The sequence below is a fragment of the Pseudarthrobacter sp. S6 genome (assembly GCF_050156575.1).
Classification (GTDB): domain Bacteria; phylum Actinomycetota; class Actinomycetes; order Actinomycetales; family Micrococcaceae; genus Arthrobacter.
In genome coordinates, this window is sequence record NZ_CP189581.1 from 920,233 (window position 1) to 944,348 (window position 24,116).

Annotated in this window: 23 protein-coding genes and 2 riboswitches; of the genes, 16 read left to right on the top strand and 7 right to left on the bottom strand. The window is 65.7% G+C overall.

Translation table 11 applies throughout. From position 1 onward, the window contains the following. The 3 genes from ACQCS0_RS04520 (at position 1) to ACQCS0_RS04530 (ending at position 4,444) form a co-directional block, all read left to right on the top strand. Positions 1–1,266 carry an ABC transporter substrate-binding protein gene (locus ACQCS0_RS04520; RefSeq protein ID WP_354155804.1) on the top strand — a complete coding sequence of 422 codons (1,266 nt, stop codon included), beginning with the start codon at positions 1–3 and terminating at the stop codon, positions 1,264–1,266. 290 nt (positions 1,267–1,556) lie between these two features. Next, positions 1,557–3,185 carry a chaperonin GroEL gene (gene groL, locus ACQCS0_RS04525; protein ID WP_058929984.1) on the top strand — a complete coding sequence of 543 codons (1,629 nt, stop codon included), beginning with the start codon at positions 1,557–1,559 and terminating at the stop codon, positions 3,183–3,185. 200 nt (positions 3,186–3,385) lie between these two features. Next, complete coding sequence (locus ACQCS0_RS04530) at positions 3,386–4,444, top strand: ribonuclease HI family protein (protein ID WP_354155803.1); 1,059 nt, start codon at positions 3,386–3,388, stop codon at positions 4,442–4,444. A gap of 20 nt (positions 4,445–4,464) precedes the next feature. Here ACQCS0_RS04530 and ACQCS0_RS04535 read toward each other — a convergent pair whose 3' ends face one another. The 3 genes from ACQCS0_RS04535 to ACQCS0_RS04545 all read right to left on the bottom strand — a co-directional run bounded on the left by ACQCS0_RS04535 (position 4,465) and on the right by ACQCS0_RS04545 (position 7,065). Beyond that, a complete protein-coding gene (locus ACQCS0_RS04535; RefSeq protein ID WP_058932786.1) occupies positions 4,465–4,752 on the bottom strand; it encodes a WXG100 family type VII secretion target in 288 nt (95 codons plus the stop codon). Between the two features lie 109 nt (positions 4,753–4,861). After that, positions 4,862–6,352 (bottom strand): HAMP domain-containing sensor histidine kinase, encoded by a 1,491-nt coding sequence (locus tag ACQCS0_RS04540; protein ID WP_354155802.1) that lies wholly within the window; start codon positions 6,350–6,352, stop codon positions 4,862–4,864. A 2-nt stretch (positions 6,353–6,354) separates the two neighbouring features. Next, on the bottom strand, positions 6,355–7,065 hold the full coding sequence (locus ACQCS0_RS04545; RefSeq protein ID WP_354155801.1) for a response regulator transcription factor: 711 nt from the start codon (positions 7,063–7,065) through the stop codon (positions 6,355–6,357). A gap of 307 nt (positions 7,066–7,372) precedes the next feature. On the opposite strand from ACQCS0_RS04545, the gene ACQCS0_RS04550 reads away from it, so the two are divergent. Next, on the top strand, positions 7,373–7,630 hold the full coding sequence (locus tag ACQCS0_RS04550; protein WP_354155833.1) for a hypothetical protein: 258 nt from the start codon (positions 7,373–7,375) through the stop codon (positions 7,628–7,630). Positions 7,631–7,657: 27 nt separating this feature from the next. Next, complete coding sequence (locus tag ACQCS0_RS04555; RefSeq protein ID WP_354222570.1) at positions 7,658–8,509, top strand: FHA domain-containing protein; 852 nt, start codon at positions 7,658–7,660, stop codon at positions 8,507–8,509. Positions 8,510–8,576: 67 nt separating this feature from the next. Here ACQCS0_RS04555 and ACQCS0_RS04560 read toward each other — a convergent pair whose 3' ends face one another. From ACQCS0_RS04560 to ACQCS0_RS04570, 3 genes are read right to left on the bottom strand one after another with little or no spacing between them, the layout of a single operon-like run. Beyond that, positions 8,577–10,223, bottom strand: a complete 1,647-nt coding sequence (locus ACQCS0_RS04560; protein WP_354155799.1) for a DNA repair helicase XPB — start codon at positions 10,221–10,223, stop codon at positions 8,577–8,579. Between the two features lie 13 nt (positions 10,224–10,236). Next, entirely contained in the window at positions 10,237–12,726 is a 2,490-nt protein-coding gene (locus ACQCS0_RS04565) for a helicase-associated domain-containing protein (RefSeq protein ID WP_354155798.1), read from the bottom strand. Positions 12,727–12,736: 10 nt separating this feature from the next. Next, positions 12,737–12,970, bottom strand: coding sequence for a hypothetical protein (locus ACQCS0_RS04570; protein ID WP_354155797.1), 234 nt, complete (start codon positions 12,968–12,970; stop codon positions 12,737–12,739). 148 nt (positions 12,971–13,118) lie between these two features. Here ACQCS0_RS04570 and ACQCS0_RS04575 point away from each other — a divergent pair, with 148 nt between their 5' ends. Genes ACQCS0_RS04575 through ACQCS0_RS04585 form a run of 3 tightly spaced genes read left to right on the top strand, consistent with a single transcriptional unit; the run spans position 13,119 to position 15,446 of the window. Further along, positions 13,119–13,502: a cold-shock protein gene (locus tag ACQCS0_RS04575; RefSeq protein ID WP_160677866.1), complete on the top strand. Its 384-nt coding sequence runs from the start codon at positions 13,119–13,121 to the stop codon at positions 13,500–13,502. A 9-nt stretch (positions 13,503–13,511) separates the two neighbouring features. Next, positions 13,512–14,066 carry a DUF3027 domain-containing protein gene (locus ACQCS0_RS04580; protein ID WP_354155796.1) on the top strand — a complete coding sequence of 185 codons (555 nt, stop codon included), beginning with the start codon at positions 13,512–13,514 and terminating at the stop codon, positions 14,064–14,066. 45 nt (positions 14,067–14,111) lie between these two features. Beyond that, a complete protein-coding gene (locus ACQCS0_RS04585) occupies positions 14,112–15,446 on the top strand; it encodes an MFS transporter (protein ID WP_354155795.1) in 1,335 nt (444 codons plus the stop codon). A 25-nt stretch (positions 15,447–15,471) separates the two neighbouring features. Here ACQCS0_RS04585 and serC read toward each other — a convergent pair whose 3' ends face one another. Further along, entirely contained in the window at positions 15,472–16,602 is a 1,131-nt protein-coding gene (serC, locus tag ACQCS0_RS04590; RefSeq protein WP_354155794.1) for a phosphoserine transaminase, read from the bottom strand. A gap of 277 nt (positions 16,603–16,879) precedes the next feature. Between serC and ACQCS0_RS04595 the strand changes: the two genes are divergently transcribed. The 8 genes from ACQCS0_RS04595 (at position 16,880) to ACQCS0_RS04630 (ending at position 24,005) form a co-directional block, all read left to right on the top strand. After that, on the top strand, positions 16,880–17,575 hold the full coding sequence (locus ACQCS0_RS04595; RefSeq protein ID WP_354155793.1) for a metal-dependent transcriptional regulator: 696 nt from the start codon (positions 16,880–16,882) through the stop codon (positions 17,573–17,575). Positions 17,576–17,730: 155 nt separating this feature from the next. Next, a riboswitch (cyclic di-AMP (ydaO/yuaA leader) is annotated at positions 17,731–17,949 on the top strand. A 3-nt stretch (positions 17,950–17,952) separates the two neighbouring features. Next, positions 17,953–18,777 carry a peptidoglycan DD-metalloendopeptidase family protein gene (locus ACQCS0_RS04600; RefSeq protein ID WP_354155792.1) on the top strand — a complete coding sequence of 275 codons (825 nt, stop codon included), beginning with the start codon at positions 17,953–17,955 and terminating at the stop codon, positions 18,775–18,777. A 148-nt stretch (positions 18,778–18,925) separates the two neighbouring features. Beyond that, positions 18,926–19,088, top strand: a riboswitch (cyclic di-AMP (ydaO/yuaA leader). Between the two features lie 70 nt (positions 19,089–19,158). Further along, positions 19,159–19,851, top strand: a complete 693-nt coding sequence (locus ACQCS0_RS04605; protein ID WP_354155832.1) for an NlpC/P60 family protein — start codon at positions 19,159–19,161, stop codon at positions 19,849–19,851. Between the two features lie 171 nt (positions 19,852–20,022). Then, positions 20,023–20,790 (top strand): NlpC/P60 family protein, encoded by a 768-nt coding sequence (locus ACQCS0_RS04610; protein WP_354155791.1) that lies wholly within the window; start codon positions 20,023–20,025, stop codon positions 20,788–20,790. Positions 20,791–21,027: 237 nt separating this feature from the next. Continuing rightward, a complete protein-coding gene (locus ACQCS0_RS04615) occupies positions 21,028–21,528 on the top strand; it encodes an HNH endonuclease (protein ID WP_104062827.1) in 501 nt (166 codons plus the stop codon). 62 nt (positions 21,529–21,590) lie between these two features. After that, on the top strand, positions 21,591–22,313 hold the full coding sequence (mobA, locus tag ACQCS0_RS04620; RefSeq protein WP_354155790.1) for an NTP transferase domain-containing protein: 723 nt from the start codon (positions 21,591–21,593) through the stop codon (positions 22,311–22,313). Then, on the top strand, positions 22,310–22,603 hold the full coding sequence (locus tag ACQCS0_RS04625; RefSeq protein ID WP_354155789.1) for a DUF6457 domain-containing protein: 294 nt from the start codon (positions 22,310–22,312) through the stop codon (positions 22,601–22,603). The genes mobA and ACQCS0_RS04625 overlap by 4 nt, the downstream gene beginning before the upstream one ends. 10 nt (positions 22,604–22,613) lie before the next feature. Next, positions 22,614–24,005, top strand: coding sequence for a molybdopterin molybdotransferase MoeA (locus ACQCS0_RS04630; protein WP_354155788.1), 1,392 nt, complete (start codon positions 22,614–22,616; stop codon positions 24,003–24,005). The last annotated feature ends 111 nt before the right edge of the window (positions 24,006–24,116 follow it).

Sequence of the window (24,116 nt, forward strand, 5' to 3'; positions counted from 1 at the left end):
TTGCGCGCAACAATCGTCCGCACAACTACAGGGGCGGCACTCCTGCTGGCCTTGGCCGGCTGCGCCGGGGCAGGCGGCAACGCCCGGGTTGAATCGGCTGAAGCATCCGGTGACGGCACGCTGCGGATCGGGCTGATTCAGGACAGCACAGGGAAACAGGCCTTCCTCAACGACTCGGAGCTCGCTGCGGCCCAACTCGCCGTCAAGGAAATCAATGCGGCCGGCGGCCACAAGGGCAGGCCTGTTGATCTCGTGGTGGGCACCGGCGAGGGCGCCGACGCCCAGGCCAGGAACCTGGCCTCAGTCAAAGTTGATGCGGTGATCGGACCGACCGATTCGAGCCACGCCGCCGCCGCCATCGACGTCCTCTCAGCTGCGGGCGTCACGCTCGTCTCGCCGGCCAACTCCGCTGCCGGCCTGTCCCGCTACAAAAGCGGCGGCTATTACTTCAGGACGGCGGCAGCGGACGTTGCCCAGGCATCGGTGCTGGTGAAACTGGCCAAGGACGGCGGCGCCAAGAGCCTTGCCGTGGTCCACCAGGACTCGAGCTACGGAAAAGATGTAGCTGCCGCGGTGGCCGGCGCCGCCAAGAACACCGGACTGGTCACCGTCTCCACCACCGCCTTCAAGCCCGGCGACGCCAGGAACGCGGCAGCCGCTGCCAAGGCCGCCACGCCTGACGCGGTGGTGCTGATCGCCAGGGACGACGCCCATGGTGCCCTCGCAGAGCTCAACAACGCAGGGCTCTCGGGCAAGAGCATCATCCTGAGCGACGGCGCCTTCGCCCAGTACGGTTCGGGGCTGGGATCCAAGGCCCTCGACGGTGCCCGTGCAGTGGCACCGGGTCTGTTGCCGTCCGCGGACTTCCAAGCCCGTCTTGTGGCGGTCAACCCTGCGCTGAAAGACCTTTCGTTCGCCGCAGAGACCTACGACGCCGTGAATCTCGCCGCCTTGGCCGCAGCGAAGGCCGACGACGATGCCGGCCGCTCCATTGCCGCGAACCTGATCGCCGTCTCCGGCGGGACAGCAGGCGGGCAGCCCGCCGCGCAGGCCTCTGGCCCGGCCGCCAAGCCATGCCTGTCCTACACCGATTGCCTCGCGGTCCTGAAGACCGGGGCGGGCATTAATTACGACGGCGAATCGGGGCCGGTTGCCTTCGACACCAACGGTGATATCACCACGGCCAACTACATGGTGTTCACTTACGGCGCAGACAACAGGGCGGTGCTCACCGGCCGTGAGGCTGCAGGCCGGGTCGCAGGCTGATCGCCGGTGGCGAACGGGCCGCCTGGACGGCGCGATTTGCGGGGCCTTTCGCTTGCACTCTCACCTAGGGAGTGCTAATTATTGAGTTAGCACTCTTACGTATCGACTGCTAAAGCAACGTCCGGTTTTCCGGCATCGGAGCTTGGCGGCGGTCGTGGAGCGAGAGAAATACCTAGCTGGAGTGAGATCCCCAGCCACGGCATACAGAGGCCGCCGGTGAAGGATCGTCCGTCGCGGGCACTGCAGTGAGGTTCATTCTTAACGACTGTCCCGAAAGGACTACTGCCGTTATGGCCAAGATCATTGCATTTGATGAAGAGGCACGCCGCGGCCTTGAGCGGGGCCTGAACATCCTCGCCGACGCCGTCAAGGTCACCCTCGGCCCGCGTGGACGCAACGTCGTCCTCGAAAAGAAGTGGGGCGCCCCCACGATCACCAACGATGGTGTTTCCATCGCCAAGGAGATCGAGCTGGACGACCCTTACGAAAAGATCGGCGCCGAGCTGGTCAAGGAAGTTGCCAAGAAGACGGACGACGTCGCTGGCGACGGCACCACCACGGCTACCGTGCTGGCGCAGGCTCTGGTCAAGGAAGGCCTGCGCAACGTCGCGGCCGGCGCTGACCCGCTGTCCCTCAAGCGCGGTATCGAAAAAGCTGTAGCGGCCGTCACGGTTGAGCTGCTGGCCTCCGCCAAGGAAATCGAAACCAAGGAAGAGATTGCGGCTACCGCCTCCATCTCCGCCGGTGACGACGAAATTGGCGCCCTGATCGCTGAAGCCCTCGACAAGGTGGGCAAAGAAGGCGTCATCACCGTCGAGGAGTCCAACACCTTCGGCCTGGAGCTCGAGCTCACCGAAGGCATGCGCTTCGACAAGGGTTACATCTCCGCTTACTTCGTTACCGATACTGAGCGCCAGGAAACGGTCCTTGAGGACCCGTACATCCTGATCGTCAACTCGAAGATCTCCAACGTCAAGGAACTGGTCGCTGTCCTGGAAAAGGTCATGCAGTCCAACAAGCCGTTGCTGATCATTGCCGAGGACATCGAGGGCGAGGCCCTGGCCACCCTGATCGTCAACAAGATCCGTGGCACCTTCAAGTCCGTTGCCGTCAAGGCTCCGGGCTTCGGCGACCGTCGCAAGGCCCAACTGGCCGACATCGCTGTACTCACCGGTGGCCAGGTCATCGCTGAGGAAGTCGGACTCAAGCTGGAGACCGCCGGACTGGAACTCCTGGGACGCGCCCGCAAGGTTGTTGTTACCAAGGACGAGACCACCATCGTTGAAGGTGCCGGCGACGCCGACCAGATCGCTGGCCGCGTTTCCCAGATCCGTGCCGAGATCGAAAACTCCGATTCGGACTACGACCGCGAGAAGCTGCAGGAACGCCTGGCCAAGCTGGCCGGCGGCGTTGCAGTCATCAAGGCCGGTGCCGCAACCGAAGTTGAGCTGAAGGAACGCAAGCACCGCATTGAGGACGCTGTCCGCAATGCGAAGGCTGCTGTTGAAGAAGGCATCGTCGCCGGTGGCGGCGTTGCACTGATTCAGGCCGGCGCCAAGGCGTTCGCGAACCTGAACCTGACAGGTGACGAAGCAACCGGTGCGAACATCGTCCGCGTTGCCATCGACGCCCCGCTGAAGCAGATCGCCTTCAACGCCGGCCTCGAGCCTGGCGTTGTTGTCGACAAGGTCCGCGGCCTGCCTGCAGGCCACGGCCTGAACGCAGCAACCGGCGAATACGTCGACCTGCTGGCTGCCGGCATCAACGACCCGGTCAAGGTAACCCGCTCTGCCCTGCAGAACGCGGCTTCCATTGCTGGTCTGTTCCTCACCACCGAGGCCGTTGTGGCCGACAAGCCGGAGAAGAACGCTCCGGCCATGGGTGGCGGCGACGACATGGGCGGCATGGGCGGCTTCTAGCCCCACTTTCCCCACAGTAAGACGCACTACGGCGGTCCTCACCAAACGGTGGGGGCCGCCGTCGGCGTTAACGCCTCCCCCCAAACAGGAAGTTGCTCTATCAGATATGGTCCCTTAGAGGGCCGGTTGGCAACCAAAAGTGATAGAGCAACGGCGGCCGGTGGCCATGGCCTGTCAGGGAACTCTGGCAGGATGGTTCCGTGACAATTACTGCAGCGGCCGACGGTTCGGCTTTAGGAAATCCCGGCCCGGCCGGTTGGGCCTGGTATGTGAACGACGACTGCTGGCGCGCCGGGGGATGGCCGCACGGCACCAACAACCAGGGCGAGCTAATGGCTGTGCTGGATCTGTTCCGTGCCACCGCGCACGTCCCGGAAGAGGACCTGAGGGTTCTCTGCGACAGCCAGTACGTGATCAACTCCATCACAAAGTGGATGCCGGGGTGGAAACGCAAGGGCTGGCGGAAGGCCGACGGCAAACCTGTACTGAACGTGGAGCTGCTCAAGGAACTTGACCGGGAAATCGCCGGCCGGAAATACACCTTCGAATGGGTCAAGGGCCACGCCGGCCACGACCTCAACGAGGCAGCCGATGTCCGCGCGCGTGCCGCCGCCACGGCATACCAGCAGGGTGTGGCAGCGCGGTCAGGCCCAGGCTTCGCTGGAGCCCCGGAAGCTGTTGGCCCAGCAGTTGATAGCCGCGTTGCCGTCAGCTCCGGGGCAGGTCCTGCGCTGGCCGGCCCCGACGCCGTCACTGCAGCCGGCCTGAAGGCGGCCACCACAGCCGGTGGTGCTGGTGCCGGCCGTCAGGCCTCGTACGGCCAGGACCTCGTGAACCAAGACGCCTACGACGAGCCGGACCTCTTCAGTGAACTGGAGAGCGAATCGTTCATCCCTGCGGAGTCCGCCGGGGCTGAGATGAGCCCAGAGGCGATCGTCGAGGCCCTCGAACGCGAATTGTCGGACCCCGACATCCGTGGCGACATCGGCCGTACCGGTGTCCTCCTCCACCCTGATTTTATGGAAATCGGAACCTCGGGCAGAGTCTGGACCCGTGACGCCACGATGATGGCGCTCGAAGAGGAACCAGTGCAGCACACCGAGCTGGAGATCCTGGGTGCGGACCGCATCGGCACCAGCGCGATCCTGCTGACGTGCCGAAGTTACTCGCGCCCCGGCACGGCTCTCCATAGCTCACTGTGGCTCCTGGACGGCAACAGGTGGCGGCTCCGGTTCCGCCAGGGTACGCCGGAGGCCTAGAGTGCATTTCGGTCGCGGACTCAGCTGAAGCGCTGGGTGTTGCCCTGCTCGGCCTGTGCGTAGGTGGACGCTGCCGATGCCAGGGCCATGTTGATGGATGCCAGCGACGCCTCCACCTTGCCTTGGGTGAGGGTCCACTCGGTCACCAGGGCCTGGAAGTTGTTGGCAGCCGAGCCCCGCCAGGTGGACTGCAGTTCGTCCAGGCCTCGCTTCATGGTCTGGACGTCCGAGCTGATCCGGTCCACGGTTGCTTTGACGTTGGCCGACTTGAGCTGAAGGAGTTCGGTGTCGACGGAAATGATGCTCATGGCTAGCTGCCTCTCGAAGTAGTGGGACAGTATCTGCTGCCCGCCCGGCTGCGCCGGGCCACTACAGCGAGCCTACGGACGGATACTGCCCGCATGCCACGCTCCATGGCTATATGTGGATAACCTTGCCATCGCCGGAGTGGGCATTGCCCGTTTGAGCCTCGTCGGTGGCGTCTTCCCTAACAGGCAGGCTGACCACCAAGGTAGCCCCGCCGCCGTCGGTCGTTTCCACCCTGACGGACCCGCCGTGCGATCCCACGATGGCCGCGACAATCGCGAGCCCCAGGCCGCTGCCGCCGGTCTCCCGCGTCCGGGACGTGTCCGCCCGATAGAAACGCTCGAACACCTTGGATGCATCCTCTTCTGAGATGCCGGGGCCATGGTCCCGCACCTCGATCACGGCGACCGGCTGCCCGCCGTCGGAGGTCCGGACCCCGACGGCGAGTTCAATCGGGCTGCCGTCCGGGGTGTAGCGCAGGGCGTTCCCCACCAGGTTCCCCACCACCTGTCGCAGTTTTGCTTCGTCACCGAGCACGGGAGCGGGTGCGGCCCGATCCTCACCAAGGCCGGCCAGGGAGATGGGACGGGAGCGGTCGCTTGCCTGTGTGTCCACCACCGCGTCATGGGCGATCAGCTGCAGGTCAACGGGCTTTTGCTGGAGCGGGCGCTGTTCGTCCAGGCGCGCCAGCAGGAGCAGATCCTCCACCATTGAACCCATCCGTTTGGCTTCGCTTTCGATCCGCCCCATGGCCGTGGCCACGTCCTCGTCGGTGGCCAGCGCACCATGGCGGTAAAGCTCGGAGAAACCCCGGATGGTCACGAGTGGGGTACGCAGCTCGTGGGAGGCGTCTGCTGCGAACCGGCGCATTCTGCCTTCGGAGGCTGTCCGGGCGGCGAAGGCCGTCTCGATGTGCGCCAGCATGGCGTTGAGTGAACTGCCGAGCCGCCCCACTTCGGTGCCGGGATTCTCGACGTCCACGCGCCTGGAGAGGTCGCCGGCGGCGATCGCGGCCGCGGTCTTTTCCACTTTGGCCAGCGGCCGGAACGACCGCGACACGGTCCAACTGGCGATCAGGGAGGCCAGCAGCAGGGTGAGCAGGCCGACGCCGGTGACCACCAGGGTGGCGTGCTTGAGGACATCGTCCACGCTTTGCAGCGGCAATCCGATGACAACAACGGCGGGTTGGCCGATATAGAGCACGGTCACCGCGACCACCCGCCAATTATGGCCGTCCGTGCCACGCACCTGGTAAGGACGCGCGCCCCTGTCCTGGGCGTCCTCAACGGAGATGGTTGAGATGTCGGGGTGGTCATCCGGATTGCCGCCCAACAGCTGCGGGTCCCCACCGGGGGTGTAAAGGATCAGCGAGTAGTCACTGGGGACCATTGGGTTGGTGGGTGCCTGTAACTGGGTGAACGAGCGCTGCTTGCTGGCCAGGTCGACGGCGGCGTACAGCTTGTCATCCACCTGTGCCTGGAGGTAGCTGTGCAGCAGCGTCAGGGTGCCGGCGCCGGTCGCAGTCAGCGCAATAATCAGCAGAGCCATGATCATGGCCACCAGCTGGGACCTCAGTGAGGCCGATTTCCACCGCTGCAGCAAGGTCAGCGCTTCTCTGCCGTCCGGAGCACGTAGCCCACTCCGCGTTTGGTCTGGATCAGTGCCGGTGCGTCCGGATCAATGTCCACCTTGCGCCGGAGGTAGGAGATGTAGGACTCCACGATCGAGGCGTCGCCATTGAAGTTGTACTCCCAGACGTGGTCCAGGATCTGGGATTTCGACAGCACCCGGTTGGGGTTCAGCATGAGGTAGCGGAGGAGCTTGAATTCCGTGGGGGACAGTTCAATCACGGTCCCGCCGCGGCGCACCTCGTGGGCGTCGTCGTCGAGCTCCAGGTCGTCCACCCGGATCACGGCGTCGTCGTCGTGCATGGGCTGGGTCCGGCGCAGGACCGCGCGGATGCGGGCCACTACTTCGTCCAGGCTGAACGGCTTGGTGACATAGTCGTCACCGCCCACCGTGAGGCCGGTGACCTTGTCTTCGGTGTCGTCCTTCGCCGTAAGGAACAGGACCGGGAAGTGCTTGCCCGAAGCCCGCAGCTTGCGGGTGACGGTGAAGCCATCCATGTCCGGCAACATCACGTCCAGTACCGCCAGATCGGGCGTGTGGAGCTCGGCGGCGGCCAGGGCGTCGCGGCCGTTGGCGGCAGATATCACCTCAAAGCCTGCGAAGCGGAGCGAGGTGGACAGCAGCTCGCGGATGTTGGGTTCGTCATCAACAACTAGCAGCTTGGCTTCTGGGCCGGTCTTCTTCATGCTCCCATCATGCTCCCAGAAACTGTGAGTTTTCTGGATGACTGGTGTGAGCACGGTGGGAGCTGTGGCCCGCAGGGGTCCGGGCGTTCCGTGGCTTCATTGGCGGACAGGAGGCTGGACATGGCCGCTTTATCCTCCCGCGGCTGGATAATGTGCAGCGGGGGGAGTCAGGGGAACCCTTTTTTGTCCCGGAACGTTCACCGCTTCCAGGGTTTCGCCGTGTCACGGCCGGGGCTACGCTGGGGCCAGCGGGCTAGCCTGAGCCGCGCTGGGGTTTCAATCATCGCCTAATGAAACGGGAATGACCATGTCTGACATCATCGCAACAGAGAGCACCGCCAATTCTGACCGCAGCATCCGCGACTGGGCCGACCTCGCGGAGGAGATGTGGTCGTACCTGACCGGTAAGGGTGCGGCCATCAACTATGAGTTCATAGACATGACTGTGGAGGTTCCGCGCGATATCGGAAGCGACGCACCGCGGGCAACCTGGAAGCTCAACGGAAGCCTGCGGGTGACAACGAGTGACAAGGACGCCGCAGGGTCCGACAAGAACCGAGGGTGAGCCACGGTGGTCCGATACCGCTTGGACATGGATTTGGACTTCTCGTACACGGACGAGTCGGGGACCGTACTGCGGGGCAGTGCACGGGCGGCCGGAAGCTCAGTCGCGGTCTCCCTAGACGCCATTGACCCGTTCTTGTCGGGCAGGGCGCCGTCCCTGGACCAGATAAGGCCCCTGGCCCAGACGTTCGCTGAGCAGGGACTCACTGTGACCGTGGAGGGTCCGGACGGACACATTGTCAGTATCGGCGCGGTTCACAGCCCGCCTACGCAGCGGCTGATCACGAGGTCTCCCAATATCAAGCTGGGGAACCTAGGCGCCTTGATGCCGCTGATCAGGCCGGGCAGGAGGCGTGCTGCCCAGGGATTTTCGCTGCTGCCGCCCCAGACACTGCTGCCCGTGATGCCTACGGTCAGGCGCAACATCGTGCGCCGCGCCACCACCACCCACTACACCCGTGGGAGCGGACGGCCGAGACTGATCTTTGTCCAGAATTCGTCCACGTGGACCGGCCAGATTCCGCGGGAGGTCAATCTGGACAAGGAGACGTTGCTGATCGGCAGCGACCCCGGCTCGGACCTGCAGCTTGCGGGCCTGGACGCGCTGCACGCCCAGATCAGACACAGCGACGCTGACGAGTACATCCTGGTTCCGCACGGTGAGGTCGGCGGAAGTGTTTCCCCAACAGGTGAGTCCGTGCTCCGCACAGGTGCGCGGATCCAGATGGGGCAGTGGTGCCTCGCCTTTTTCCGGGAAGAGTTCGCTGACCACGGCCGGCCGTTTGGGGGACGCAGCGGCGGTGAACTAGCCTACCAGCGGCCGCAGTTCGACCCCCGGACAGGTGCCACAGAACGGGACGCGTCCCAAGGGGTCTCGTGATGACGCGGGAGGCCCGCTGATCTGAATCAATTGACGTTGGAGGCGGCCGGGCCGCGAGGGACGCCGCTCAGCCGGGCTGCTCGACATCCTTGGCGTCCATGATCCGGTAGGCATACCCCTGCTCAGCCAGGAAGCGCTGCCGCTTGGCCGCGAACTCCTGGTCTAGGGTGTCCCGGGCCACCAGCGAGTAGAAGCGGGCCGCCCGGCCGTCCTTCTTCGGCCGCAGCAGCCGGCCCAGCCGCTGGGCTTCCTCCTGCCGGGACCCGAAAGATCCCGAAACCTGGATGGCCACCGAGGCCTCCGGCAGGTCGATGGAGAAGTTGGCCACCTTGGACACCACCAGGGTGTTCACGTCGCCGGCGCGGAAGGCGTCGAAGAGCTTCTGCCGTTCCTTGACGGAGGTGTCGCCCTTGATGACGGGAGCCTGCAGGCGCTCGCCGATCTCATCCAGCTGGTCAATGTATTGCCCGATCACGAGCAGTTGCTCGCCCTGGTGCCGGGCCACAAGCTGTTCCACGATCAGGGTCTTGGACTCGGAGGTGGCGCACAACCGGTACTTGTCCGCGTCCTCGGCCATGGCGTACGCCACGCGTTCGTCCCGGGGCAGGTCAATGCGGACCTCCACGCAGTCCGCGGGCGCGATATAACCCTGCGCTTCGATGTCCTTCCAGGGTGCGTCATACCGTTTGGGTCCAATCAGGCTGAAGACCTCGCCTTCGCGGCCGTCCTCGCGGACCAGGGTGGCGGTGAGGCCCAGCCGGCGGCGCGCCTGCAGGTCCGCAGTCATCCGGAAGATCGGAGCCGGCAGCAGATGGACTTCGTCATAGATGATCAGGCCCCAGTCGTGGCCGTCCACGAGCTCCAGATGCGGGTAGAGGCCACCGCGCTTGGTGGTGAGGACCTGGTAGGTGGCGATGGTGACCGGCCGGACCTCCTTGACCGCGCCCGAGTACTCGCCGATTTCATCCTCCGTCAAGGACGTCCGCTTGAGCAGTTCGTCCTTCCACTGCCGGGCGGCCACGGTGTTCGTCACCAGGATGAGGGTTGTGGTGGAACTCGTGGCCATGGCCGCGGCACCCACCAGGGTCTTTCCCGCACCACAGGGCAGCACCACCACGCCGCTGCCGCCGGCCCAAAAATTCTCGGTGGCGAGCTGCTGGTATGGGCGGAGCTTCCAGCCGTCCTCGTTCAGCACGATCAGGTGGGGTGTGCCGTCCACATAGCCGGCCAGATCCTCCGCCGGCCAGCCGATTTTCAGGAGCAGCTGCTTGAGCTGGCCGCGCTGTGAGGAATGGACCACAATGGTTTCGCCGTCGATCCGCGGACCCAGCAGCGGCTGGATTTTCTTGGCCCGGATGACCTCTTCCAACACAGGGTAGTCGTCCGTGCGCATCACCAGGCCGTGCTGCGGGTCCTTTTCCAGCCGCAGCCGCCCGTACCGGGACATGGTTTCTTCGACGTCGATCAGCAGCGAATGCGGCACCGGGAACCGCGAGTATTTGAGCAGGGTGTCCAGGACCTTCTCCGCGTCCAAGCCGGCGGCGCGCGCGTTCCACAGGCCCAGGGGGGTCAGTCGGTAGCTGTGCATGTGCTCCGGAGCGCGCTCCAGTTCGGCGAAAGGCGCGATCGCGTGGCGCGCCTCGGTGGCCAGTTCGTGGTCCACTTCGAGCAGGATGGTTTTGTCACTTTGGACGATCAGCGGGCCGTCGTTCACGCGGGGCCGTCCTTCACTGGCGCAGTTCTTCTGCGGCCTCGATATCGATGATGCGGTGGATGGAGAGCACGCGTTCGGTTTCCTTGACAGGATCGAAGACCCTGACGCGTCCGCCGGTTACGGAGAGGGGAACAACTGTCTCCAGGCAGCAATTCCCCTGGCTGTCCACTACGTTCATGCTCACGCGCTGCTTAAGCCGGATAGCCCGCTGCAGGGTCTCCAGGCCAAGCTGGGTTGCGGCTTCGCCGGTACCCGGCACTGCACGTGTGTGGTTTCCGTTGGCTGCGGGCCGCCCGTTCCGCAGGACGGCGAGCTGCGCAGCGACGTCGTCCTCCGCTGGCGCGGTCCGCGGCGCTGTGTAGACGGGGCGGGTGCTGCCCGGAACGCCGGTGGTGCGCCGGAGCCGGACCACTCCGGGCTGGGCCTGATCCACCGACGGCGAGAGGCCCAGCCCGCGCAGGACCTGCGCCGTTTCCCGCGGCGGAGCAGTGGAGATCAGCACGGTCGGCGCAATCCGGGCCAGCCCCAACCCGGCTGCTTTGGACTCGGCCGCCAGCTCCAGCACCGTTGCCTCATCATCGCTTTGGATAAAGCTGGCGGCCGTTCCCACCCGGAGCCGGCCGTGCCGGGACGCGGTGTCCTCCACCAAATATTCCAGGGGTTGGGGCACTGCCGTGGCCGAGTGCTCACGCAGGAACTCCAGCAGGCTCGATGCGTCATGCCCGGCATCCAGGGCGCGCCGGACCGAGTTGGCCGAGAACCGGTAGATGGTGGCGGGCCCCTGCCCCTCGGCGTCGGCCATCAACAGCAGCTTTTCCGCCAGCTCCGGAGCCAGGTAACCCGGGGCAACTGCCGTCAGGTCCGCCTGGAGCAGCACGTGGTTCAGCGCCGCGGGCAGGTGCTCGCCCAGGATGCCCAGGGCCTCGTCCGGCTTGTCTTCGGCAATGGCGCTGCCCAGCTGGCTCAACGCACCGGAGCCGATCAACCCCAGCAGCTCTGCTTCCGCCAGCACACCTCTGATCAGGGAACTGAACCGGCGGGCCATCCGGGGCTGCGTCCATTCAGCCCGCTGGAGCACTGCCGCGGCGTCGAGGACTGGCGCCGTGCCGTCCGCAGCGGCAGCTTCCTGCGTGAGCTCTTCCAGAATTTCCAGGATCCGCTTCCTGACCACCGGGGCATCCGGCCGCTGCGCTTCCGCTGAAAGGGCATTGACGGTATTCCCAGCCACGGCACGGTGCACGGCGGGAACGCCGCCCGGGCCGGTAACGGGCTGACCCACGAGTGAGGGCACACGCTCGCTCGCGAGCCAAGCGTTGACCAGCCACAGCCACTGCTCCTGGCGGGGGAGGGACAGCCACTCCAGCTGCGGGGGCTGCACCCAGGAGGACGAGTCCACATCGAGGCGCAACAGGCCGGCGAGGGCGCTGATCTCCAGCAGCAGGCCCGCCCGGTGCTGGTCGATGCGCAGTGTCTCGGCCAGCCGCTTCATTTCCCGGACGCCTACGCCGCCGCTTCGCAGCGTGGCCAGCGGCTGTTCGCGGACGGCATGGAGCAGATCCCCCACCAGCCGGAGGGTTTCAGCGATGGCGCCCAGCGCCGCGTTCCGACGAAGTGCGGCGGTAGTGCTGCCCAGTTCCGGAACCGGAGGGGAAAGGGAGAAGTCATTGATGATGGCGCCGTCACGCAACGACAGCCCCACGCTGTGCGGCAGTTCCACGTGCGCGGCGTCCAAGGGGACCAGCAGGCCGCGGGCCAGGAGCCAGTCCACGGGCCCGACGTCGGCGCCCTGGTTCGAGACCGAAGCTTTCCGTTGCGCCTGGGGGACGGCACCCATGGCCCAGTTGCGGAATTTGGCGAGCAGCGCCGTCGTGCGTTCCGGGGCTCCGGCCAGAGCCGCGCTGAGTGCCTCGGGCGAGGATGTCCAATGCTGCAGCGCCAAGGCTGCCTCCATGGGGGTGGTGGCGTTCTGGATGGAGACGCCGCTGCGGTGCAGCTCCGCAACGAGCTGGACAACCCGCTGGGCAAACGCGGGCTGAAGCCTGACCAGCTCGGTGTAGCTGCGCCCCAGCCCCGCAGGATAGATTCCCACCACGTCCTTGAGGCTTCCCACCGGCAGGTAGTAGCGCTGCCGATGGCCCGAGGCCGCCGTTCCATGCGGCGGCTCGGCCCGGTGCACCAAAGCCAGTTCCTGGAGCGAGGCCAGGATGCGTTCCAGCGCCACCACCGTGGATCCTGCAATGAGTTTCCGGACGCCCGCCGCAGATGCGCTGTGTTCGGTGTCCGTGTTGGTGCACAGATGCAGGGTTTCCAGCACCTGCATCTGCGGCCTGTTCAGCCGTTCGAGCGCCCGCTGGACGCTGACCCGCGCGCTTGCCCGGGCGGCCAGGGCTGAAAAGTCAGGAACCGCGGGGGACATAAGGTCCGGCCGCGCTGCGAAGAGCGCCCGCAACGAGTCATCGCTGCGTGCTTCCAGTTCTTTGCTGAGCGCGCGGATTAGGGACATCAGTCCAACGTTACCGCCCGCTGGACTTTCCTGCCCGGCGCCGGCCGGCTACGCTGTCCAGCACCAGGAAGAGCATCAGCAGAAACGCCACAGGCAACCCGTACAAGGCAGTGGCGGTGACCCAGGCCGGAGCGGGGGAGCCTGCGAAGGCCAGCGCCATGACGGCGCCCACTGCCACGAGGGAAAGCATGGCAACAACCGCTGCGCAGATCATCAGTGGGCGCCGGTATCGCGAGGGTGTCATGCAGGTAACGCTAACAGCCGGGCGACCGGTAACCTTGAGGAACAGACCAACACGGTCCGTTGCTGTCATACCCTGAACCCGCACATCAGTGCGGATGCGGTGACTGCCGGCCGTGTCAGAAGACGTCAGAACGAAGAAGGTTGATTACGTGCCTACCGGCAAGGTCAAGTGGTATGACAAGGAAAAAGGTTTCGGATTCCTCGCAGGCGAGGACGGCCAGGAAGTCTTCCTGCCCAAATCATCGCTGCCCGACGGCATCACGGAGCTGAAGGCAGGCACACGCGTTGAGTTCGGCGTTGCCGACGGCCGCAAGGGCGCGCAGGCCCTGGGCCTGCGAGTCCTGGACAAAACGCCGTCTATCGCCAAGGCCAAGCGGCCCAGCGCCCGGGACCTCGCGCCGCTCGTCCAGGACCTGGTCAGCGTGCTGGACAACCTTTCCGGAACCCTGTCCGCGGGCAAGTACCCGGAAGGCAACAAGGGCAAGGCCATCGCGGCTGCCCTGCGTAAGGTTGCCGACGAGCTGGACGTTTAGGTCTTGGCCATGGACACGGAAGCTGAACAGCCGGACACCACGGCACCGGAGACGGTGGGCGCCAAAGCCGGGGCCAAGTCCCGGACCGGCGTCCCCGTATGGCGGACCGGCAAGCCGGACGCCTTCCTCGCTGCTGCCGTTGGTGAGGCGCGGACCGCCATCGAAGGCGTCACGGCCGCGTCGGACATCGGTGCGCACCTGGCTGCCAAAAGTGAGGGCGACCGCCTGGTCACCCACCTCTTCGAATCAAAAATGGCCGGCTACGACGGCTGGCAGTGGTATGCGGTCCTGACCAGGAATTCCCGCTCCAAGGTGGTCACGGTCAGCGAGCTTGGCCTCCTGCCGTCCGAGGATTCCATCCTTTCCCCGGAGTGGGTGCCGTGGGCAGAGCGCGTCCGCCCCGAGGACGCACAGGCGGCAGAGGAAGAGGAACCGCGCGCTGCTGTTGCTTCCGCTTCGGAGCCGGAGACTTCGCAGGCCGACGCTTCGCCGGCCGAGGCTGACGCTTCCGGGTCCGATGACGAAGACGCCGAGGACGACGAACCCGCAGGCGAGGCTGACTAAGCAGTTGAGAATGCGCAGGGTTGAGGACCAAGAAGGCCGGCACTGATGTCCACCTTCAAATCCCTGCACATCCTCAATTACCGGATCTGGTTCATCGGCGCACTGGTTTCCAACATCGGAACCTGGATGCAGCGGACGGCCCAGGACTGGCTGGTGTTTGACCACCTCACCGAGCACGACGCCGGGGCCATGGGCATTACCATGGCGCTGCAGCTGGGACCGCAGCTCTTCCTGGCGCCCATCGCCGGCCTCGTGGCTGACCGGTACAGCCGCCGGCAGCTGCTGATCATGACGCAGTCAATGATGGCCCTCCTGAGCGCCGGACTGGGCCTCCTGGTGGTGCTCGGCGCCGGCCAGTTGTGGCACGTCTACGGCTTTGCCTTGCTGCTGGGCATGGTGTCCGCGCTCGATGCCCCGGTCCGTCAGACCTTCGTTTCCGAACTCGTGCGGGACGACTACCTGCCCAACGCAGTGGCCCTGAACAGCGCCTCCTTCAATGTCGCCCGCATGATCGGACCCGCCGTGGCCGGCGTGCTCACCGTGGCGGTTGGTCCTGGCTGGGTGTTCCTGATCAATACCGCCACGTTCCTGGCCATGCTCCTAAGCCTATGGAAAATCCCCTCCGCGTCGCTGCGCCGGCTTCCCCGGGCCGCTCCGGGCAAGGGCCGCATCAGGGAAGGGCTGCGCTACGTCCGGTTCCGGCCGGACATTCTGGTGGTCCTCGTAGCCGTGTTCATCGTGGGCACACTCGGGCTGAACTTCGTACTGTTCATCGCCGCGATGGTGGGCACGGAATTCGGGTTGGATGCCAGCGCCTTTGGGCTTATGAATTCCATCATGGCCATCGGGTCCGTGGCGGGGGCGCTGCTATCCGCCGGCCGCGGCAAACCCCGCCTTCGGATGATCTTCGGCGCGGCGGCTGCCTTTGGCGTGACGTCGGGGCTGGCGGCGCTTGCCCCGAACTACTTCTGGTTCGGCGTAGCGCTGGTGCCGGTGGGCCTGTTCGCGATCACCATGATGACCAGCGCCAACGGCTACGTCCAGACCACCACCGATCCCGTCATGCGGGGCAGGGTTATGGCGTTGTACATGGCCATCTTTATGGGCGGCACACCCATAGGCGCCCCCCTGGTGGGATGGGTGGCCAACGTCGCTGGCCCCCGGTGGTCCCTTTCCGTGGCGGCCGCGTCCGGGATCATCGCCGCCGTGATCGGAATGATCTGGATCATCCGCGCCCAGCAGCTCCGGCTCACCTTCAACCGCCGCGCCCGCGGCCTGCGGTACTTCGGCGTCGTCTCGCATCTGGGCGTCCAACAACCGGGGGACAACGCAAACGGCGACGCCTGGGACGAAAACCCGGACGACGCCGTCGAACGCTGACAGCTGGCCTCTTCGCGGGAGAGCGCTACTTGCGCAGCTCGCCCACCACGTAATCAATGCTTGCCAGCAGCGCAGTGACATCAGCCGGCTCGATGGCCACAAACGTGGCGATCCGGAGCTGGTTGCGGCCCAGCTTGCGGTACGGCTCGGTGTCCACGATCCCGTTGGCGCGCAGCACCTTGGCGATCGCCGCGGCGTCGATCGAGTCGTCGAAGTCGATGGTGGCGATGACGTTGGAACGCTCCTCCGGCTTGGCCACAAACGGGGTGGCGTACTCGGCGGCCTCGGCCCAGGAGTAAATCCGGCCGGCGGACTCAGCGGTCCGGGCTGACGCGAAGTCCAGGCCGCCGTTGGCGTTGAGCCACTGCACCTGCGCGTCGAGGGTCACCAGGGTAGAGAGCGACGGCGTGTTGTAGGTCTGGTTCAGCTTGGAGTTGTCGATGGCGGTCTGGAGGTCCAGGAAATCCGGGATCCAGCGGCCGCTGGCCTTGATCCGGGCGGCGCGTTCCAGCGCGGCGGGGGAGAAGAGGCCCAGCCACAGGCCGCCGTCGGATGCGAAGTTCTTCTGCGGGGCGAAGTAGTAGACGTCGGCCTCGGAGACGTCCACGTCCAGGCCGCCGGCGGCGGAGGTTGCGTCCACCAGGACCAGGGAACCGGCATCGGCGCCTGCGACGCGCTTGACGGGAGCCGCGACGCCGGTGGAGGTTTCGTTCTGCGGCCAGGCGTAGACATCCACGCCTGCCTCGGCGGCCGATGCCGGGCGGGTGCCGGGCTCGGACGTGATGATGGAGGAGGCGTCCAGGAACGGGGCCTTGTTGGTGGCCGAGGCGAACTTGGAGCCGAACTCGCCGAAGGACAGGTGCTGGGCCTTCTTCTCCACCAGACCGAAGCTGGCGACGTCCCAGAATGCTGTAGAGCCGCCGACGCCGAGGACCACTTCGTAGCCTTCGGGGGCGCGGAAGAACTGGCTGAGGCCTTCACGGACGGAGCCTACGAGGTTCTTGACGGGGGCCTGGCGGTGGGAGGTGCCCAGGATGGTCTTGGACGCCGCTAAGAGCGCCTCGAGCTGCTCCGGCCTGACCTTGGACGGTCCCGCGCCGAACCGTCCATCCTTTGGCAAGAGGTCGGCAGGAATAGTGATGCTGGTTTCGCTCACGGGGGCTCCAATTTCGACATGGACGTCGCTCACGTCCGGACGGTGGGGTGGCCGGTAGTCGGCAGTGACTGCATTAAGGGCCTCCCTTATTCTGCCTGAACCCCTCGAGTGGGCAGGAACCGGCACCGTCATAGTCCGGCCAATGAGACCATGTGGGCCCCGTCCGGGGATTATCCGGACAAACTCAAAATAGGCTAAGCTTTTTACCGGACCTCGCCGGTGCTGGACGCGATACGGTGGGACAACGCAAGGTACTGCGCTCGAGGAGCTGAGCTGGATGACGGATCTGATCGATACTACGGAGATGTATCTTCGGACCATTTTGGAGCTTGAAGAAGAGAACATCGTTGCTCTTCGCGCCCGCATCGCCGAACGCCTGCGGCATTCCGGCCCCACCGTGTCCCAAACCATCGGCCGGATGGAACGCGACGGACTGGTGGTGGTCTCCGGAGACCGCCACCTGGAACTGACCGGGGCCGGGCGGAAGCGCGCCACGGAAGTGATGCGCAAGCACAGGCTGGCGGAACGGCTCCTGGCGGACGTGATTGGCCTGGACTGGGCCTACGTCCACGATGAGGCGTGCCGCTGGGAGCATGTGATGAGCGAACGCGTTGAGCAGCGCATTTACGAATTGCTCAACCACCCCACCGATTCTCCCTACGGCAATCCCATCCCCGGGCTGGCGGCCCTGGGCGGGCCGGCGTCGGCGCTGCCTGATGCCGGAGTGATTAATCTCCTGGACGCGATGCAGGCCTACGGGCCGGCGTCGAACGTGACGGTAAGCCGGTTGGCCGAGCCCATCCAGGTGGAGCCTGAGTTGCTGGTCCAGTTGGACGAGGGCGGAATCAGGCCCGGCGCCTCGGTGTCCCTGGAGCGCGTGGGGGAGTACATCTCCGTGCGGGTTCCGGGCATAGAAGGGGCGCTCGAGCTGCCCCCGGAAGTGGCATCGCACGTCTTCGTTTCCATCCGCTGACGGGACGTCGGCTCCCTCGCGTGGGGCCGCGCCCTAGCGCAATGGCGCCAGGTTCCGCAAAGATAACGGAATTGTTACTGTCCAACTTAATCGCCTATAGTTGAAACGCAGCGTCGATACAAAAGCGTTACCTGGTCCGGAGCCGAGCTCTGCCAGCGGATCAGGTGCACGAGTCACCAACTGGCAGAGGCGGGGGAACCACAACCGGCAGTCGCGAGACTGCCTTGGGGTGAAGTCCGTCAGCAGCAAGCCTCTTCCAGCGAAGGATCCTCACGGGATATCTCTGCGTCAAGTGCTTGTCACGGCGGACCGGGTCTTTGAACTCTCCGACCCGAATCCGACAGCTAACTTCGCAGGCTATCCAGAGAGGAACATTCTTGACCACGCAATACTCCAGGGGCCGCCGTCGCGCGGTTGGCCCCGCTTCGGCGCCGAGAGTGGCCGAGGATTTCATCGCGGAGAGGCCCCGCGACCCACAGCGGGAAGCACGCCGCCGCCGGGGACCCTTCCGGCAGATGACGGACTTCGCCGCTGCCAGTGGCCTGGGCCAGAAGGCCGGCATCGCCCTGGCGGCAACTGGCCTGGCTCTCACCGTGACGGTTCCTGTGACCGGCCCCGTGATGGCAACTCCGGCACCCGGCCAGGCCGCGTCGGCCGTTTCCGCGGCTCCGCAGCCTGAAGTCACGGCCGAAGCCGCCGCCCAAATAGATTTCAGCCGCTCGTCCGTGGTAACCCAAGGTGATCCGGATGGCAAACTAAAGCAGCTGCTGAGCGCCCAGTCCGCGGGATCCATTACCCGCGCCGCCTCTGCCGGAAGCCTCGGCCCGCCGCTGGCCCAGCTGGCTACAGTCTCTCCCTTCGGATTCCGGGTCAGCCCTATCACCGGCGGCTCCGGCGACTTCCACCGTGGCCAGGACTTCGCAGCGCAGTGCGGAACCTCTGTCTTGGCTGCTGCCAGCGGCACCGTGACCTTCGTTGGCTGGCACCAGTACGGTGGCGGCAACCGCGTAGTGGTGGATCACGGCAATGGCCTTGAAACCACTTACAACCACCTCTCCTCCGCCAACGTCAAGATGGGCCAGACGGTCAGCCGCGGCGATGTGGTTGCCCTCAGCGGCACCACGGGCGCCTCCACGGGCTGCCACCTCCACTTCGAGGTCCAGGTAAACGGCGAAGTCGTTGACCCCAGCGGCTGGCTCTGAATCAAATGATGGCAAACTCTCGAATCGCCGCGACCTGCCGTGACCTGAATGTGACATTGGCGCTGAACTCATGTAACGTCTAAAGCGCGTCAACTTTTCCGAAGTTGACGTTCTTGAGTGGATTGCCTAGCTCTGCCACCGCTCAAGGTCCGTTCGCATGACATCGTCTGGCAGGGGCGGGGGAACCAATTTTGGTCTTCGAATCTGAAGGCCTTGGGGTTAAGTCGCAAAGCTTCCACTGTGAAGCAGCGTGGCCGGGTGACTCCCATCCGAATCCGACAGCTCACCTCGCAGGCATTGGGAGAGGCTACCTTCGTGTCTTCACGCCATAATTCTGCGCGCCACCGCGCACTATCGGTTCGCACCAACCCCTTGGGATCCGTGTCCAAGGCGGTCAGTGCCAACGCCGGGACCGTAGGTCGCCAGGCTGCTGTTATCGCAGCTGCATCAGGTCTGATCCTGAGCATGGGACTTCCGGCCAACGCCGCGGATACCACCGCCGGTGTTTCCGCCTCTACCGAGTCCGGTTCCGCGCAGACGGCACTTGCCGTAACTGCGGCGCCCACGGCTACCGTTTCCTTCGAGCGCCCCGTGATCAAGACCACGCCGGCACCGAAGGTTGAGACGGTCCGTGCGCAGTCCACGGCCTCCGAAACCGGGGCTCAGGGTGCTGCGGCAACCGAGGCCGCGGCCTCCAAGCTCGCCGACGCCTCCAAGCTCGCTGACACTGTCTCCTCCGCCGCCGCTTCGGGTCTGGCAGCAATTGCCTACACCGGTATCGGCCACCCCTACGTCTGGGGCGGCACCACTCCCAACGGCTGGGACTGCTCAGGCTTCACGCAGTGGGTCTACGCCCAGGCCGGCATCAGCATTCCCCGCACCAATGCCTGGACAGCCATGCGGCCCACCGCCACACCGGCTCCCGGTGACCTGGTCATGCAGAATGGCGGCGCCCACGTTGGCATTTACGTCGGCAACGGCATGATGATCAGCGCACTTAACCCGTCACAGGGCACCCTGCTCCACTCCGTGGCATCCACGGGCTCGTCCGCGTTCTTCACGCTGGCCCCGTAGTTCCCGCCATCCGGCAGTTCCTGCAGCCCTGCGCTGACGGAATGGATTCTTCGCCGGAAACTTTTCGCTAAATCCCCGTTCGGGGCGTGCCGGCGTACCCCCAAGATGCCGGCGCGTCCAAAGCCCTTGGGCTGCCCACGCGGTCCTGAGGAAAACGAAAGAGAGAAATTAATGACTACACGTGCAACTGTTGCACGGCACCGCGCCGAGGTCACCAAGACCAACTCGCTGGCTGTCATTGCCAAAGCTGTCGGCGACAACGCCGGCGGCATGGGCCGCCAAGCTGCGGTTATCGCTGCTGCCTCCGGTCTTGTCCTGACCAGTGGTATCGCTGCGAACGCGGCAGACTCCGGAGTCCAGCGTGAAGCTGCTTCCGCTTCGAACCTCGAAGTTGGGGTTTCCGCGCCTGCCATCATTTCGGCTGCCTCCACCATTGCCATCTCGTACGAGAAGCCAGCCGTGACCACCACGCCGGCTCCTGTTGAGGCTCCCGCGCCGGTTGTCGAAGCTCCCGCGCCGGTTATTGAAGCTCCGGCTCCGGCGAAGCCCGCGGCAACCATCAAGGTCGCGTCGGCAACGCCGGCTGCTCCCTCGGCCCCGGTAGCTGCCAGCGGCAAGGGTGCTGCTATCCTCTCTGCTGCGTACGCCCAGCTGGGTGTGACGCAGGACTGCACCATGCTGGTGACCAACGCCCTGGCCGCCGTGGGTATCAACTACCACGGCTGGCCCGCCGGCTACCTGTCTCTGGGCACGACCGTTAGTGCAGCCGAGGCCCAGCCCGGCGATCTGTTGTACTACGCAGATGGCGGCGCCGGCGTTGCCCACATTGCCGTCTACGCCGGTAACGGACAAGCCGTGCACGGCGGCTACAACGGCAACCAGACTGTTGTGTTCAGCGCCAACGTTGGTTCAGGACCGGTCTACATCCGCGTGCGCTAGCACCAAAGTCGATCTTCAAAGGACCCCTGCCTCACGGCTGGGGTCCTTTGTTGTTGGCAGGGCTGCTGCAGCGACCCGGACGCGTGTCCCGATCCGACACGTGACTGCTGCTGCGGCCGAAATTAGTTGATCCCGGGATTCTTTGTTTACTCTTGTGGTGTCGATCCATAGCCCGGATATGCCGGGGGCAGCCGGCCCTCGTGCCCCTGACGGGTGCGGCCACGAAGAGGTACGTGCATGCGCACTCTCGTTCTGAATGCTGGATATGAACCGCTGGCGGTAGTCACCTTCCGCCGGGCGCTGGTGCTTGTGCTCACGGGCAAGGCCAGCGTTATTGCCGAAGGCGATGACCCTGTGGTGGGGCCCCAGGAGATTCTGGGCCGCCCGTCCGTGATTCTCCTGAACCGCTACATCCGCCCGAGATACAACCAGGGCACTGCGGTCAGCCGCCGCGGAGTCCTGCGGCGGGACGGTCACCGGTGCGCGTACTGCGGTAAAGGTGCCCACACCATTGACCATGTGCAACCGAAATCACGTGGCGGCGCCGACTCCTGGGAAAACCTGGTGGCTGCCTGCCTTCGCTGCAACAACACCAAAGGCGACCACACTCCGGCTGAAATGGGCTGGAAGCTCAGGTTTGTCCCGGAACCGCCTCATGGCACTATCTGGCAGATCAAGGAACTTGAGAAGCCCACGCCGGCCTGGGACCCGTTCCTGTTGCCGGAACGGGCCGCCTGAATTCCGGCCGCTAGTGCCAGCCCCGCACAGTATTCCAGCCCCCGCACCGTTAAGCTGGGTGGGTGGACGCTGACCCCCTCGACTTCGATGCCGTCATCCTCGCCGGCGGCCGTTCGTCGCGGCTCGGTGGTGTGCCCAAACAGAGCCTGACGTACGACGGCGACTCCCTGTTGCGCCGCTCCGTGGCCGCTGCCGGGGGAGCCCGGGCCGCCGTCGTAGTTGGTCCGGACACTGGGGAAGTGCCTGGCTGGAAAGTACCGGCCGGGTTTCTGCGCTGCCGCGAGGAACCGCCGTTTAGCGGTCCAGCGGCTGCCATTGCGGCCGGGCTGGCGGCCCTGGCTGCTGCGGACGGCAGCCGCCCCGCGCTGACGCTGGTGCTGGCCTGCGACATGCCCAACGTGGGGCAGGCGGTGGCGGTACTGAAGGCTGCGTTGCGTGCACGAGGCCCCGGTGCGGAAAGCTCCGAGGGTCAGCACCCGGGCCGGGAACCGGACGGCGTGTTGGCCGTCTCGGAGGATGGCCGCAGCCAGCCGCTGGTTGGCTTTTATAGCACAGTCGCGCTACAACGATCTGTCATCCAACTGGAAACCGCAGGACGATTAATTAATGGGTCGGTGCGGGCACTCCTTGCTAGTCTGGACGTGCAGCTTGTCGCCGTTCCGGCCGGCTCCACGGCCGATGTGGACACCTGGGACGATGCCGCCGCACTTGGTGTGGCCGGTTCGGATCCCCTAAGCGGGCTCCGGGGCAACACTGCCGCAGACAATTTGGGAGGCAGAGCGTGAAAAGCCAGGAAGGGACGCTGGAAGAGTGGTGCAGGTCCTTGCTCCAGGCGTATGAACTGGAGGACGTCCAGATCGATGTCAACACCATTCTGTCGCTGGCCGGTGTGGCGGCACACTCAGTGGTCCGCCCGGCCGCCCCTCTCACCACCTTTATTGCCGGATTCGCCGCCGGCCTGGCTGCTGGATCGGGACAGGCTACGAACGCTGCCGCCATGACCGCCGCCATGGACCGTGCCCGCACCCTCGCTGCTGACTATGATGCCGAATCTGCCAGGACCCCCGTCGAATGACTTCCGTTCAGTGACCGCCGCCCCCGGCGACGTATCCGAAAATCCCCAGCAGCAGGCAGCCCAGGCAAAGCACCTTGCCCACACCTGGGAGGAGGCGCGCAAGGCCGCTTTTGATATCGCCACCCCGATTCCGCCGGGCCGGGTTCCCCTGGGCCAGGCGCTGGGCAGGGTCCTGGCCGGCGACATTACGGCGTTGCACGACATGCCGCACTACGCGTCATCTGCGATGGACGGCTGGGCCGTCAACGGCAGCGGTCCGTGGATCGTGGCGGAGGCCGGCCAGCGGCTGGCACCCCACCAGGCCAGCCCCATCGTCACCGGCGGGCTGATCCCGCCCGGGGCTAAATCTGTCCTGCGCAGCGAAAGTGCAGTGCTCGTTATGGACGACGACGGCCTGCCGCTGCTGATGACCGGCGGCGCTGCACGTCCCGGCGAGCCCGGGAACGGCCAGCACATCAGGAAGGCCGGCGAGGAAGCCGCCGCGGGAGAAGTGCTGGTCAAGGCCGGCGTAACGCTGAACCCGGCCCATCTGGCGGTCGCGGCCCTGGCCGGGCACGATGACCTGCTGGTCCGGGGCAAGCCGGTGGTTAAGCTCCTGCTGACCGGCTCCGAAGTTGTAGCCCAGGGGCTGCCGGTCCCAGGGCAGGTCCGCGACACCTTCGGTCCGCAGCTCGCTGGCGTTGTGGAAATGCTTGGCGGCATCGACGGCGGCCAGGAACGGATCGGCGACTCTTACGCTGAGTGGCTGGGCGGTCTGGCGGACCTCCCACCCGAGGTTCCCGACCCCTCCGCGCTGCCGGCCGACGTCGTGATCACCACCGGCGGTACGGGCGTCTCGGACACCGATCACCTCCGCCGCGCTGTTGCGGAACTGGGCGGGCGGCTGGTTATCGACGGCATCGCCATGCGCCCCGGGCATCCGGCTGTCCTGGCCGAACTCCCCGATGGGCGCTTTGTCCTGGGGCTCCCCGGAAACCCGCTGGCCGCCATGATGGCACTGTCCACGGTGGGCGAACCGCTGCTGGCCGCGCTGGGCCACGGCGCCATGCCGCCGGTGCAGGAGGTCCCGTGCGGGACCACCATCGAGGCTGAGCCGGGGCGGACCAGGCTGATGCCGTTCCGGCTTTTGTACGGGATGGCGTCACCGGCCAAACACACCGGTCCCGGGATGATGCGCGGACTGGCGTCGGCGCACGGGGTGATGGTTGTTCCGCCGCATGGGGTGCAGCTGGGCGAACCCGTCCCGGCGTTTGCCTTGCCGTGGGGACCGCCGGTGCCCACGCCCGATCAGCCGGGCAGCAAGACCAAGAGTAGGTCCGGCGCGAAACCAGCCACCCGGGCAGCTGGCAAGGACACTGCGAAGCCCGCCGGTCCGGTGGACTGGAGTGCCCTGCTTGGCTAGGCGACGTCCTGCGGAATCCCGTACGCCACAGTTCGGCCAGTGGTGCAATGATGGACCTATGAACAGCGCCAGCCGGCAGGTCCGGAACGTCCACGGGGCCCTTCAAGACAG

What these genes read in the sequence shown, in the direction of transcription:
- ACQCS0_RS04550 (WP_354155833.1), top strand. Translation starts at nt 7,373, where the DNA reads ATGTCTGACATCATCGCAACAGAGAGCACCGCCAATTCTGACCGCAGC.
- ACQCS0_RS04565 (WP_354155798.1), bottom strand. Translation starts at nt 12,726, where the DNA reads ATGTCCCTAATCCGCGCGCTCAGCAAAGAACTGGAAGCACGCAGCGAT.
- ACQCS0_RS04535 (WP_058932786.1), bottom strand. Translation starts at nt 4,752, where the DNA reads ATGAGCATCATTTCCGTCGACACCGAACTCCTTCAGCTCAAGTCGGCC.
- ACQCS0_RS04585 (WP_354155795.1), top strand. Translation starts at nt 14,112, where the DNA reads ATGTCCACCTTCAAATCCCTGCACATCCTCAATTACCGGATCTGGTTC.
- ACQCS0_RS04595 (WP_354155793.1), top strand. Translation starts at nt 16,880, where the DNA reads ATGACGGATCTGATCGATACTACGGAGATGTATCTTCGGACCATTTTG.
- ACQCS0_RS04545 (WP_354155801.1), bottom strand. Translation starts at nt 7,065, where the DNA reads ATGAAGAAGACCGGCCCAGAAGCCAAGCTGCTAGTTGTTGATGACGAA.
- ACQCS0_RS04580 (WP_354155796.1), top strand. Translation starts at nt 13,512, where the DNA reads ATGGACACGGAAGCTGAACAGCCGGACACCACGGCACCGGAGACGGTG.
- ACQCS0_RS04570 (WP_354155797.1), bottom strand. Translation starts at nt 12,970, where the DNA reads ATGACACCCTCGCGATACCGGCGCCCACTGATGATCTGCGCAGCGGTT.
- ACQCS0_RS04610 (WP_354155791.1), top strand. Translation starts at nt 20,023, where the DNA reads ATGACTACACGTGCAACTGTTGCACGGCACCGCGCCGAGGTCACCAAG.
- groL (WP_058929984.1), top strand. Translation starts at nt 1,557, where the DNA reads ATGGCCAAGATCATTGCATTTGATGAAGAGGCACGCCGCGGCCTTGAG.
- ACQCS0_RS04555 (WP_354222570.1), top strand. Translation starts at nt 7,658, where the DNA reads ATGGATTTGGACTTCTCGTACACGGACGAGTCGGGGACCGTACTGCGG.
- ACQCS0_RS04615 (WP_104062827.1), top strand. Translation starts at nt 21,028, where the DNA reads ATGCGCACTCTCGTTCTGAATGCTGGATATGAACCGCTGGCGGTAGTC.